This window comes from Bradyrhizobium sp. 160 (genome assembly GCF_023073735.1).
GTDB lineage: Bacteria > Pseudomonadota > Alphaproteobacteria > Rhizobiales > Xanthobacteraceae > Bradyrhizobium.
Window position 1 is genome coordinate 232,229 of the sequence record NZ_JADPKD010000034.1, and the last position, 12,560, is coordinate 244,788.

General features: G+C 63.7%; 12 protein-coding genes. 4 read left to right on the forward strand and 8 right to left on the reverse strand.

Annotation, left to right across the window (positions count from 1 at the left end; genetic code table 11):
- Positions 1 to 81: 81 nt before the first annotated feature.
- The 7 genes from IVA98_RS14940 to IVA98_RS14970 form a co-directional block, all read right to left on the reverse strand.
- The gene (locus IVA98_RS14940) at positions 82 to 1,140 is read right to left on the reverse strand and encodes a YeiH family protein (protein ID WP_247306198.1); all 1,059 of its coding nucleotides are present in this window, start codon (positions 1,138 to 1,140) and stop codon (positions 82 to 84) included.
- A gap of 110 nt (positions 1,141 to 1,250) precedes the next feature.
- Positions 1,251 to 1,469, reverse strand: coding sequence for a hypothetical protein (locus tag IVA98_RS14945; RefSeq protein WP_247306200.1), 219 nt, complete (start codon positions 1,467 to 1,469; stop codon positions 1,251 to 1,253).
- A gap of 161 nt (positions 1,470 to 1,630) precedes the next feature.
- Positions 1,631 to 2,344: an ABC transporter ATP-binding protein gene (locus tag IVA98_RS14950; protein WP_247306203.1), complete on the reverse strand. Its 714-nt coding sequence runs from the start codon at positions 2,342 to 2,344 to the stop codon at positions 1,631 to 1,633.
- Positions 2,341 to 3,096 (reverse strand): ABC transporter ATP-binding protein, encoded by a 756-nt coding sequence (locus tag IVA98_RS14955; protein ID WP_247355156.1) that lies wholly within the window; start codon positions 3,094 to 3,096, stop codon positions 2,341 to 2,343. The genes IVA98_RS14950 and IVA98_RS14955 overlap by 4 nt, the downstream gene beginning before the upstream one ends.
- Before the next feature lie 2 nt (positions 3,097 to 3,098).
- On the reverse strand, positions 3,099 to 4,118 hold the full coding sequence (locus IVA98_RS14960; RefSeq protein WP_247306209.1) for a branched-chain amino acid ABC transporter permease: 1,020 nt from the start codon (positions 4,116 to 4,118) through the stop codon (positions 3,099 to 3,101).
- Complete coding sequence (locus IVA98_RS14965; RefSeq protein ID WP_247306212.1) at positions 4,115 to 5,017, reverse strand: branched-chain amino acid ABC transporter permease; 903 nt, start codon at positions 5,015 to 5,017, stop codon at positions 4,115 to 4,117. The genes IVA98_RS14960 and IVA98_RS14965 overlap by 4 nt, the downstream gene beginning before the upstream one ends.
- A gap of 81 nt (positions 5,018 to 5,098) precedes the next feature.
- Positions 5,099 to 6,358, reverse strand: coding sequence for an ABC transporter substrate-binding protein (locus IVA98_RS14970; RefSeq protein ID WP_247306215.1), 1,260 nt, complete (start codon positions 6,356 to 6,358; stop codon positions 5,099 to 5,101).
- A 170-nt stretch (positions 6,359 to 6,528) separates the two neighbouring features.
- On the opposite strand from IVA98_RS14970, the gene IVA98_RS14975 reads away from it, so the two are divergent.
- From IVA98_RS14975 to IVA98_RS14985, 3 genes are read left to right on the forward strand one after another with little or no spacing between them, the layout of a single operon-like run.
- Complete coding sequence (locus IVA98_RS14975) at positions 6,529 to 8,022, forward strand: AMP-binding protein (protein WP_247333475.1); 1,494 nt, start codon at positions 6,529 to 6,531, stop codon at positions 8,020 to 8,022.
- Positions 8,019 to 8,660 (forward strand): TetR/AcrR family transcriptional regulator, encoded by a 642-nt coding sequence (locus tag IVA98_RS14980; RefSeq protein WP_247306221.1) that lies wholly within the window; start codon positions 8,019 to 8,021, stop codon positions 8,658 to 8,660. Before IVA98_RS14975 ends, IVA98_RS14980 begins: the two co-directional genes overlap by 4 nt.
- A complete protein-coding gene (locus tag IVA98_RS14985; RefSeq protein ID WP_247355157.1) occupies positions 8,657 to 10,567 on the forward strand; it encodes a flavin-containing monooxygenase in 1,911 nt (636 codons plus the stop codon). The genes IVA98_RS14980 and IVA98_RS14985 overlap by 4 nt, the downstream gene beginning before the upstream one ends.
- Positions 10,568 to 10,702: 135 nt before the next feature.
- On the opposite strand, the gene ald is transcribed toward IVA98_RS14985, so the two are convergent.
- Entirely contained in the window at positions 10,703 to 11,818 is a 1,116-nt protein-coding gene (ald, locus tag IVA98_RS14990) for an alanine dehydrogenase (protein WP_247355189.1), read from the reverse strand.
- A 143-nt stretch (positions 11,819 to 11,961) separates the two neighbouring features.
- Here ald and IVA98_RS14995 point away from each other — a divergent pair, with 143 nt between their 5' ends.
- Positions 11,962 to 12,441 (forward strand): Lrp/AsnC family transcriptional regulator, encoded by a 480-nt coding sequence (locus tag IVA98_RS14995; RefSeq protein ID WP_201759988.1) that lies wholly within the window; start codon positions 11,962 to 11,964, stop codon positions 12,439 to 12,441.
- Positions 12,442 to 12,560: the final 119 nt, after the last annotated feature.

Genomic DNA, 12,560 nt, shown 5'->3' on the forward strand with positions numbered 1-12,560 from the left:
CCGCGTTGAACGCTGGCCGGTCACATTAGCGAAGACCAATAAACGTCTGGCGCGGGATGTCCAGAGAGGCGGCACGCGCTGTCACTTGAACCAATGCACCAGTGCAATGCTGACGCCAAGCAACAGCATCAGCGACAGCGTCACGGCTGCTGTCACCCTGCCCCCGACATTCGCCAACACGCGCACGTCGACGCCGAGGCCGAGGGCGGCCATGGAGACCACGGTGAGAAAGCCGGTGATCTTCGTCACCGGTCCGACCACCGTGGCCGGCACGATCTCCAGGGAGCGCAGGGTCGCCAGCGCGAGGAAGCCGAGGATGAACCACGGCACAAGCCGAAAGAAGCCGACATTGGTCTTCTTGGCATCGCTGTGCCAGCGCGAGGCAACCAACGAGAGGCCGACGACGACCGGCCCAAGCATCAATACGCGCATCAATTTCACGAGCGTGCCGATTTGCGTGGAGACGAGTCCGGCCGGCACCGTCGCCGCCAGCACCTGCGGGACCGCATAGACGGTCAGGCCAGCGAGAATGCCGTATTGCGTGGCGGACAATTGCAGAAGCGGAATCAACAGCGGCAGGCCCAGCACCATCATCACGCCCAGGATGGCAGTGAAGGAGATGGAGGATGCGATCTCGTCGTTATTGGCACCTATGATCGGCGCCACAGCCGCAATCGCCGAATTGCCGCAGATCGAATTGCCGCAGGCGATCAGGATCGACAGCCGTGTCGACAGTCCGAGCATGCGGCTGAGCCCGAAGGAGACGCAGAGCGCGATCACGACGACGGCCGCGATCGACGCGAGCAGCGCGATGCCTGAGGCGGCAATGGCGGCAAAACTGATGGAGGCCCCCAACAGCATGACCGCGACTTCGAGGAGCTGTTTGGCGCTAAAGGCGATGCCGGCCTGCCAACGCGGCGCGGGCTTCCAGAAGCTGCGCAAGGCCATCCCGAGCAGGATCGCCATCACCAGCGCCTCGACATAAGGATGCTCGAAGACGCCGAGTTCCGCCCGCTCGAGCAGCGCCGAAATACCGGCGACCAAAACGCAGAGGAGAATGCCGGGAATCAGTGCCGCAATACGGCTCGCGGCGGTGGCCGGTTTGGCATCGGCCGGGCTGGATGCTTGATTCTGCGACACAAATCTCTCCCAGAGGAGAAGATTTATACGCAGCGCGCTTCCGTTGGGAAATAAGTTTTCGACATATCAGGCCCGAGGGAGATTCTATCCTCAGCCCGGAATAATCGGCCCTAGAAAATCAGGCTCTTGGCCAGCGAAGCGACGCGGCTGAAGCCGTCATAGATGCCGGGCTCGAAGAAGGCAGCGCGGGCAAGCACGATACCCGCAATCAGCGACCAGAACAGGCCGGTGCCGGCCCGCAGCAGAAGCTTTGACGTACGCGACCGCGGCTGGGTGTCCGTCGCGGACACCAATTGCTCGCCGAAGGGTTCAAATCCGGTACGTTCCATGGCTCTGGCCAACCCATCAAATTCTGATGGGAATGTCGTCTTTTCGGCCCCAAACGGCAATGGAAGCGATTGGCGTTTTTGCCCTCCGGAGGGAAAACTCCTTCCGTTCGACAACCCCGGCACAATAGTTTTCTTCTTCGGCCTATTGAGACACCGGCGGGCTACAGGGCCAGATACCTGCGCCGGATCGCCTCATTGGCCTTCAGCTCGTCGATTCCGGCGGCATAGACGATCTGGCCCTTGTCGATGATCGTGGCGTGACTCGCCAGCCCCAGGCAGAAATGCATGTTCTGCTCGGCGATCAGCACCGTCGATCCGAGCGAACGGAGCTGCCGCAACAATTCGCCGATCCGTTGCACGATGATCGGCGCGAGGCCCTCGCTCGGCTCGTCGAGCAGCAGGAGCGCGGGATTGCCCATCAGCGTGCGCGCGATCGCGAGCATCTGCTGCTCACCGCCCGAAAGACGCCCGGCGATGCGATTGCGCAGCGGCTCCAGAAGCGGGAAGACCTCGTAGATGCGTTTGATCGGCCACTCGTCCTGGCCCTCCGGTCCCTTCTTCTTCCCGATGACCAGATTGTCCTCGACCGTGTGCTCCGGAAAGATCTGGCGGTCCTCCGGCACGAAGCCGAGGCCGGCGCGCGCGATGGTGTGCGGCTTCAGGCCCGAGATCACCGCGCCGCGCAGGTTGACCCTGCCCCTCCGCGGCGGCGCCAGCCCCATGATTGCCTTCATGGTCGTCGATTTGCCGGCGCCATTGCGGCCCAACAGCGCCATGGTCTCGCCTTGCCGCACCGACAGATTGACGCCGAACAGGATCTGGCTGGTGCCGTAATAGACATCGAGATCGGCGACTTCGATGACGGCTGCGTTCATGCCGCAGCTCCCGCATGCTCGGTGCCCAGATAGGCCTCGATCACCGCGCTGTTGTTGCGGATCTCGTCGGGCGTGCCGGTGGCCAGGATGCGGCCGTAGCAAAGCACGACGATTTTTGGCGCGATCTTGAACACGATGTCCATGTCGTGCTCGATGAAGACGACGGTGATCTTCTGCGTCTCCCAGAGCTCACGCACCTTGTCGATCATGCGCCAGCGCTCCTCCGGGCCCATCCCGGCGGTTGGCTCGTCCAGCAGCAGCACCTTTGGATCGAGCACCAGCGCGAGCGCGATGTCGAGCAGCTTCTGATCGCCGTGCGACAGCGTCGCGGCGGGGCGATGGCGTTTGCCGGCGAGGCCCAGCAGCTCCATCACATGCTCAGCGCGGTCGCGCGTCTCCGGCAGCGGAAAGCGCTTGTGCAGCACCGCCGAGGTGCGCTGGTCGGCGCTGACGGCGGCGAGCATGGTCTCCTGCACGGTGAGCGATTTGAAGATGCTGGCAACCTGGAAGGCGCGGCCGATACCGTGGCGCACGATCTCCGGTGGCGAGCGGCCGGCGAGATCGACGCCGTCGAGCAGCACCTGGCCGGAATCCGGCCTCAAGGCGCCGGTGATCAGGTTGAAGAAGGTGCTCTTGCCGGCGCCGTTCGGGCCGATCACCGCGGTCAGCGAGCCGTCGGGGAAGTCGAGCGAGACGTCGTTGGTCGCCTTCACGCCGCCGAACGATTTTGCGAGGTTGCGGATCTCGAGCATCGCTAGCGCCCCTCGCCAGCGTCGCGCCGCTGCGCAAGCCATTCGGCGGCGAAATCCAGGAGACCTTTGCGCAGGCCCAGCGCGAAGAACAGGATGACGACGCCAAGCACGATGCCGTGATACTCGGTGAAACGTGTGACGGTATCGTTGAGCAGAAGCAGCAGCGCGGTGCCGACCATCGGCCCGAGGAAGGTCGAGACGCCGCCAAGCATGTTGATGAAAATGCCCTCGCCCGAGATCGTCCAATAGGCGAATTCCGGATAGGCGCCGGACACGAACAGCGCCATCACCATGCCGCCCATCGACGCGAACAAAGCCGCCAGCACGAACACGGTGAGCTTGGCGCGCCAGACGTCGATGCCGACGAAGCTCGCGCGCGCGGCGTTGTCGCGGATCATGCGCAGCGTGTAGCCGAACGGTGATTGCGCGATCTGGCGCATCGCGAGCAGGCCGAGAATCAGCAGCGCGCAGCTCGCGACATAGAGATGGACGTGATTGGCAAGGTCAATTCCGAGGAACGGCGGTCGCGGAATGCCGCCGCGCAGACCCTGGTCGCCGCCGGTGAAGGAGGCCCAGGACAAAATGGTCGAGTGGATCAGCATCTGGAATGCGAGCGTCACGAAGGCGAAGTAAATCTCCTTCAGCCGCACGCAGATGGCGCCGATGATCGCGGAGACCATTGCGGTGATCGCCAGCGTCGCGACGAAGGCGACGGGAATCGGCACGCCGAGCTTCTGCATGATGAGGCCAAAACTGTAGGCGCCAAGCCCGAAGAACATGCCGTGGCCGAACGAGGTCAGGCCGGTATAGCCGACCAGCAGATTGAGCGACGTCGCAAACAGGCCGTAGGCCGAGCAGCGGATGACGAAATCGAGCAGGGCCTTGCTGCCGGTGAAGAGCGGCAGGCTCGCCAGCACGGCAAAGGCGATCAGCGCGATCAGGACGTCACGGTAGCGTCGCAGTACGGCACCGCTGCGCACCGGCGCCAGCGTTTCGGCGCGACCGGCCTCGAGCTCGGTCATACCGCCTCCCTGCCGAACAGGCCGGTAGGTTTGGAGACCAGCACGATCACCATGAAAAGATACATCAGGCCTTCGGTAAACAGGGGAAAGCCGAGCGAGCCGAACGAGCGGATCAGCCCGAGCAGCAGCGCGCCGATCAGCGCGCCCAGGATCGAGCCCATGCCGCCGATCACGGTGACGATGAAGGACTCGATCAGCACGGAAAATCCCATGCCCGGCGTCAGCGACCGCACAGGAGCCGCGAGCGCACCGGCAAGACCCGCCAGCATGCCGCCGAGCGCGAACACGCCGCCATAGATCAGGCCGGTGTTGATGCCGAGCGCCGAGACCATGCCGGGATTGTGCGCGGCCGCGCGGATCACCTTGCCGATGCGGCTGCGCGACAATCCTATACCGAGCACGACGGCCGCAAGAAGCGCGACACCGATCAGCAATAGATAATAAGGCGGCACCACGCCACCGGCGATGAATAGCGGCATCACCTGGAACGCGGACGGCATGCCCATCGACTTGAACTCCGGTCCCCAGATGATGCGCGCGACATCGTCGAAGATCAGCACGAAGGCATAGCAGACAAGCAGCTGCATCAGCACGTCGGCGCCATAGACGCGGCTCATGAAGACGCGCTCGAAGATCAGGCCGAGGATCGCGGTGCCGGCCGCGCCCGCCAGCATGGCGAGCGCAAAACTGCCGGTGAGCTGGTAGGCCGTCATCGCGAAGTAGGCGCCGAACATGTAGAAGGCGCCATGGCTGAAATTGACGACCTTGAGCACACCGAAGATCAGGGTCAGCCCGACCGCGACGAGAAACAGAAGCATGCCGATGATGAGGCCGCTGGTGGTTTGCGTCACCAAGCAGGCGGAGCTGGCGAGGCAGCCGGCGAGCGCGTCGAGATCCACGAGAGCACTTTCATTGCGGCGCGCCTGATACGGCGCGGAAAACGAAAACGGCGGAGAGGGTCCCCCCTCTCCGCCGCGGCGTTAGGTGTAGCCCTTGCTCTTCTTCCATTCGGCCTCTAACTCGAAGATGGTCTTCCAGTCGCCGGCCTTGACCTCCGGTACATACGGCTCCTGCGGGATGGTGGTGCCCCAGCCGATGGCGTAGCCGACCAGGGTGTGGTCGTCGCCGCGCATCGTCACGGTGCCGTCGGCGCCGAACGGACACTTGATGGTGAGGCCCTTCAGCACCTCCGCGATCTTCTTGCCGTCGGCGGAGTTCGCCTTTTTCGCGGCTTCACTGAGGAACATCACCGCGGTGGCGTTCTGCCACGACCAGTTGGTCGGATACTCGTTGTACTTGGCCTTGTAGGCATCCCCCCAGGCTGCGTTCTCCGGCGTGGCCGGGAACGTCTTGATGTAGCGATTACCGGAATGGATGCCCTTCGGCAGGTTCTTCACCACCGTGAGCGCTGTGTAGTCGGCCATGTTGACTGCGAACACCTCCATCTGGCTGAACATCGCGTAGATGTTGGCTTGGTCGATGTAGGAGGTGAGATCGCCGCCCCAGAGGCAGGAATACAGCGCCTGCGGCTTGGCCTGGAGGATCTTCGTCACCACTTCGGTGTAGTCGGGCTGGAACAGCTTTGGCCAGGACTCGCTGACGATTTCGACCTCGGGCGCAAAGCGCTTCAGATACAGTGTGAACTCTCCGGTGGTATCGCGGCCGTAGGCGTAGTCGGGCGAACACGTCGCCCACTTCTTCAGGCCCTTGGCTTTCGCGATCGAGGCGGCATAGCTGCCGCCGACGATGGAATCGTGGATGCCCTGGCGCACGCAGCGGAACGCATTCGGGATGTGCTGCTTGGGATCGGCCGTCAGCGAAGATGCTTCCGAGCAGGTGTGGACGCAGAGCACGCCGAGATCGCGCGCGACTTCATGCACCGCGAACGATCCGGAGGACGCCTCGCCGTCGAGCAGCAACTCGCAGCCGTCGGTGTTGACGAGTTCGCGCGCGACGCGCGCGGCTTCCTGCGGCTGGCCCTTGGAGTCGCGGATCACCATCTCGATCTGCCGGCCGGCGAGGCCGCCGGCGGCGTTGACCTTCTCGACCTCCAGCATCACCGCATTGCGCGAGGACGTGCCGAGCTGCGCGACACGGCCCGACAGGATCGTCGGCATGCCGATCTTGATGGTCTTGGCTTGCGCACGCGCCACCCAGGGCGCGGCAAACGTTATCGCGCCGGCGCCCATCAGCGCCAGCGTGGAACGGCGGCTGATGCCCGGCGTGCGGGTTCTCATCATTTTCCCTCCCTCTTTCGGGTCGGCGTGTCCTGATCCCTGCCGGAGATCGTCTCGTCTCCGTGATCCCAAGGATTTCAGAGGGGCGGGGGTGACGTCAAGCCAAAGATGAATTACGAGTCAGAATTCATCAAGGGAGGAAGTGAGGTCGGTAACCGGCCCAAACCCGGCAAATGATCAACCTTTCGAGCTTCATCGCCTTCCATGCCCGGCGCACGCCGGACCGGCCCGCGCTGAAATACCGCGGCGAGGAGATCGCTTACGCGATGTTCGACGTGCGCATCCGGCAGATCGCCGGCTGGCTCGCCGCGCAGGGCATCGGCGCCGGCGATGTCGTCGCCGTGCTGATGAAGAACAGCGCGGCATTCCTGGAGCTCGTCTTCACCACCAGCCATCTCGGCGCGGTGTTCCTGCCGATCAATTTTCGCCTGTCCCGCAACGAGGTCGACTACATCGCCAGCAATGCCGGCGCGCGCCTTCTGATCGTCGATGAGGAATTGGCTGCGAATGCAGCGGGCGCGAACATCGTCGTGCTGAACGAGGCCGCGCAGCAGAGCGTCACCCATCTCACAGGCAATGCTACAGCTGCGCCGATGCATGTGCGCCAGCCTTCCGACCTGATGCGGCTGATGTACACATCTGGCACGACAGACCGCCCCAAGGGCGTGATGCTCACTTACGACAATTTCTACTGGAAGTCGGCCGACCAGACGATTGCGCTGGGCTTAAGCGCCGATACGCGTCTTCTCGTCATCGGTCCGCTCTATCACGTCGGCGCGCTCGACCTGCCAGGCATCGCAGTGCTCTGGCATGGCGGCTTCATTCGCATCGAGCGCAATTTCGAACCGGAGGCGGCGCTTGCTTCTATCGCAGAAGACAAGCTCAACGCTGCCTGGTTCGCGCCCGTCATGACCACCGCGATGCTCACCTGCCCCACCCGCGACCGCTACGACGTCTCCAGCCTGCAATGGGCAATCGGCGGCGGCGAGAAGACGCCGGAGGCACGCATCCGCGCCTTCTCCGAATATTTCCGCAATGCGCGCTACATCGACGCCTATGGACTCACCGAGACCGTCGGCGGCGACACCTTTATGGAGAAAGGTCGCGAGATCGAGAAGATCGGTTCGACCGGTCGCGCCATTGCCCATGTCGAGATCGAAATCTGCGACGAGAACGGCAACAAGCTGCCGCCGAACGTCAATGGCGAGATCTGCCTGCGCGGTCCGAAGATCACGCGCGGCTATTGGAGGGATCCGGAGAAGACGGCGTCGGCCTTCTTCGGCGGCTGGTTCCGCAGCGGCGACGTCGGCTATCTCGACGACGAAGGCTTCCTCTACCTGACCGACCGCAAGAAGGACATGATCATCTCCGGTGGCGAGAACATCGCCTCCTCCGAGGTCGAGCGCATCATCTACGATTTGCCCGAAGTGCGCGAAGTCGCCGTGATCGGCCTACGCGATGCGCGCTGGGGCGAGCGGCCGGTCGCGGTTGTCGTGCTGACTGAGGGCGCGAGCCTCGACCTCGCCGCCCTCACCGAGCATTGCCGCGCGCGGCTGGCGAGTTTCAAGGTGCCGAAGCAGCTGGTTATCCGCGGCAGCCTGCCGCGCAATCCGTCAGGCAAGATCCTCAAGCGCGTGCTGCGCGCCGAGCTGGAGACCCCCGAATGACGCAAGCGACTGCAAAGGTTACCAAGCTGAACCGCATCGAGCGCAACGCCTGGACCAAGCAGAAGATCTTTGAGGCTGCCACGAAAGTCGTCGGCAAGCATGGCTATGCCGAGGCCTCGGTCGCGCGCATCACCGAAGAAGCCGGTGTCGCGCAGGGTACCTTCTACAATCATTTCGAGAATCGCCAGGAACTGCTCGACCAGCTCCTACCAAAAATCGGCCTCGACATGGTCGAGTTCATCCGCGTGCGTACCGGCAATGCGCACGCGGCGCGGCAGGAGATCGAGCGCTTTGCCGCCTTCTTCGACTTCATCCGCGAGGTGCCTGAATTCTTGCGCATCCTCAACGAGGCCGAGTTCTTCGCGCCCATCGGTTACCAGAAGCACCTCGACAACATCTCGACCGCTTATGTGCGCATTTTGCGCCGCGCACGGCTTGCCGGCGCGATCGAAGATTACAGCGACGAGGAGTTCGAGGCCATCGTTCACATGCTGATGGGCGCGCGCGGCTATCTCAGCCGCCGCTACTCCTATTCGGGAGGCGGCGTCACCGCTGTACCCGATCACGTCTTCTCCGCCTATCGCAAGCTGATGACCCGCGGCCTCTTCAGGGCCTGCGGAGATCAGGACACGCCATGAACATCGAATCTCCGCACAAGCCGCTCGACCTCGCCTCCGCAATCGCCGAGGGCGATATCCGCTGCCTTCTGATGGTGCTGGTGCACATGACCGGCGACGAGAAGTGGCTCGAACCGCCCTATCTGCCCAAACGCGACATCCGCCTCATTCCCGATCCCGAGGCCGGCGTGCCCCGGGAGATCCAGGACGAGATCCGCACCGCCGTGGTCAGGCTCTTCGCCAATGGCACGCCAAAACCCGTGATCACCGATCCGGGCGAGGAGCTGCTGCTGAGGATGATGCGCGCTTGCCTCGGCGAGAATGTCGCGCCGGAATATGCACCTTTGATGCGCGAGGAGATGGGTTTTGTGCCGCGCGAGGCGTGCTGGACGAGGCGCCCCTCCGACGAAAAGCTTGCCGAGCAGCACGTGCTGATCGTCGGCGCCGGCGTCTGCGCCATCGCGCTCGGCGTGGCACTCAGCCATTTCGGCATCCCCTACACCATCGTCGAGAAGAATGCCGAGCTCGGCGGCACCTGGTGGATCAACCGCTATCCCGGCTGCGGCGTCGACACGCCGAACCACTCCTATTCCTACTCTTTCGGCTCTCGCAACGCATGGACGCGCTATTTCTGCCAGCGTGAGGAGCTACTCGGCTATCTGCAGAAGGTCGCGGACGAATACGGCATTCGCAAGCATTTGCGCGTCAACACCGAGCTGACATCATCACGCTGGGATGAAGAAAGGCAACGCTGGATTTCGACGCTCAAGACCGAGAACGGAGTGGAGACTTTCGAATCCACCGCGCTGGTCTCGGCCATCGGCCAGCTCAACGATCCCTCGCGCGCCCGCTTCAAAGGCGAAGTAGAATTCAAGGGCACGATCCTGCACTCGGCACTATGGTCCGGCGACATCAACATCGACGGCAAGCATGTCGCCGTGATCGGCACCGGCGCGACCTCGATGCAGCTGGTTCCGTCGATCGCCAGCCGTGTGGCCTCAGTCACCGTCTACCAGCGCAGCGCGCAATGGGCGCGGCCGGTGAAGGGCTATGCCGATCAGATCAGTGACGGCGCGCGCTGGCTGCTGGCGCACCTGCCGTTCTATGTGCAGTGGTATCGCTTCAACATGTTTTGGCGCTATGGCGATGGCCTCTTGCCCTTCCTGCGCAAGGACCCGGCCTGGCCGCATCCCGAACGCGCCGTCAACAAGGGCAACGACCGGCACCGCCAGGAGCTGACCGACTTCATCCTGTCCGAGCTGAAAGATCGACCCGACCTGATCGAAAAATGCGTGCCGACCTATCCGCCTTACGGCAAGCGCATTCTGCTCGATAACAACTGGTTCAAGACTTTGACGCGGGACAATGTCGAACTCGTCACCGACGCAATCGACCATTTCGACCGGGACGGCATCGTCACCGCCGACGGCACACACCGCCACGCCGACATCATCGTGGTCGCGACCGGCTTCAAGGTCACGGAGATGGCGGCGCGCCTCAACATCAGCGGCCGCGACGGCAAAGATTTGCGCGACGCCTGGGCCAACGACAATCCGACGGCATTTCTCGGCCTCACCGTGCCGGGCTTCCCGAATTTCTTCTGCATGCTCGGTCCCAATTCCGGTCCTGCCCACGGCGGCAGCGTCATCTTCCAGTCGGAGTGCCAGAGCCGCTACATCTCCGCCTGCCTCGCCGACATGATCGAGCGAGATATCGCGGCCATCGAGGTTCGCCAGGACGTGCTCGATGACTATCTCCGCAAGGTCGATGCCGAGCACGAGGCCATGATCTGGACCCATCCCGGCATGAGCACCTATTACCGCAATGCAAGCGGCCGCGTATTCTCCGCGATGCCGTGGCGGTTCGTAGACTACTGGCGCATGACCCACGATCCGGATCTGAGGCAATACAAGCTGACGAAAGCGTGACTCTTCTGCGGAGGCAGATTAGGCGTCAGCGCAACCACTTCCCACGTCGTCATTGCGCGCGTAGCGAAGCAAATCCAGAATCGTTCCTCGGAGACACTCTGGCTTGCTTCGCTGCGCTCGCAATCAGAAAACCACTCAGGCCGCCAGCCCAGACTCCACCGGAGCGAATTCCAGCCCCAGACTCTCCGCCACCGCTTTGTTCGTAATCCGGCCGCGATGCACGTTGAGCCCGTTGCGCAAGTGCGGATTTTCCAACACCGCGGCAAAGCCCTTGTTCGCGAGCATCAGGCCGAACGGCAGCGTCGCGTTGTTCAGCGCCTGGCTCGATGTCACCGGCACTGCGCCCGGCATGTTGGCGACGCAATAATGCACCACGCCGTCGACCTCATAGGTCGGCTCCGCGTGGGTGGTCGGATGCGAGGTCTCGAAACAGCCGCCCTGGTCGATCGCGACGTCGACCAGCACCGCGCCCGGCCGCATCGATGTCAGCATCGCGCGCGTGACGAGCTTCGGCGCGCTGGCACCCGGCACGAGCACCGCGCCGATCACGACGTCGGCAGCGAACAACTCCTCCTCGACCGACTCGATCGTCGAGAAGCGGGTGCGCACGCGTCCGGTAAAGAGATCGTCCAGTTGGCGCAGACGAGGAATCGAGCGATCGATCACCGTGACTTCCGCACCGAGCCCTGCGGCCATCCGTGCCGCCTGCGTTCCCACCACGCCGCCGCCGAGCACGACCACCCGCGCCGGCTGCACGCCGGGAACACCGCCGAGCAGCAGCCCGCGGCCGCCGGCCGACCGCCTGAGCGCGGCGCCGGCGGCCTCGATGGCGAGGCGGCCGGCGACTTCGCTCATCGGCGCGAGCAGCGGGAGGTGACCGCTCGCGTCCGTGACGGTCTCATAGGCGATCGCGGTGCAGCCCGAGGCAAGCAGGCCCTTGGCCTGCTCCGGGTCGGGTGCAAGATGGAGATAGGTAAACAGGACCTGGCCTTCGCGGAGCTGGGCCCATTCGCTTTTCTGCGGCTCCTTCACCTTCACGATCATGTCGGACTTGGCGAAGACGTCACGGGCGCTTTCGGCGATCGTGGCGCCTGCCCGCCGATACACGTCGTCTGAGGCGCCGATGCCGCTGCCGGCGCCGGTCTCGACCGTCACCCGGTGGCCGGCCGCGACATATTCACGAACCGCGCCCGGAGTGAGCCCGACGCGATATTCCTGCACCTTGATCTCCTTGGGCACACCGACGCGCATCTTCAGCTCCTTCCCCAACGCCTTGATTCTGCTCATCATCGTAGCGATGGCGGCGGTTTGGTTTCGTGCAAATATCCGCTAGGTTCACGCCTAGCGCGCCGGTTTCCGGCGCGGAAATGCCCTTTCACGCTGGAAACGAAACCTTGGCCCTCGACCGGAAAGACCTCGCCATCCTCGCCGAACTCACGACCAATGCGCGGGCCAGCCACACCGAACTTGCCAACAAGGTCGGACTATCGAGCACTGCGCTGGCACGGCGGCAGAAGGCCCTGGAAGACGAGGGCTACATCCAGGCCTACCAAGCCGCGCTCGATCTTGCGCAGTTCGGCCTCACGACAACGGTGCTGGTCCGGATCGCGCTGGAGAGCCAGAGCGACGATGCGCTCAAGGCATTCGAGGCGGAGGTGGTGAAGTGCCCGTCCGTCGTGCGCTGCTTCCTGATGTCGGGCACCGACGACTACATCCTGATCGTTCTCGCCCGCGACATCCAGGATTTCGAACGCATCCACCGTACCGAGCTGTCGCGCCTGCCGCGCGTCGCCCGGGTGCAATCGAGCTTCGCGCTGCGCGAGATCGTCAATCGCGCCGTACCGACTGTGGTGTTCGGCGAGGCGAAGCGCTGATCTCGTCCGGGCGACGGGGTAGCCGGCCGGGAACCAAGCACCCCGTCATCCGTTGGGCGCTATTGGCCAGCGGCGGCAATGCATCCTCGACTCGGCATCCAAACTTGCTCAGCTCGGCC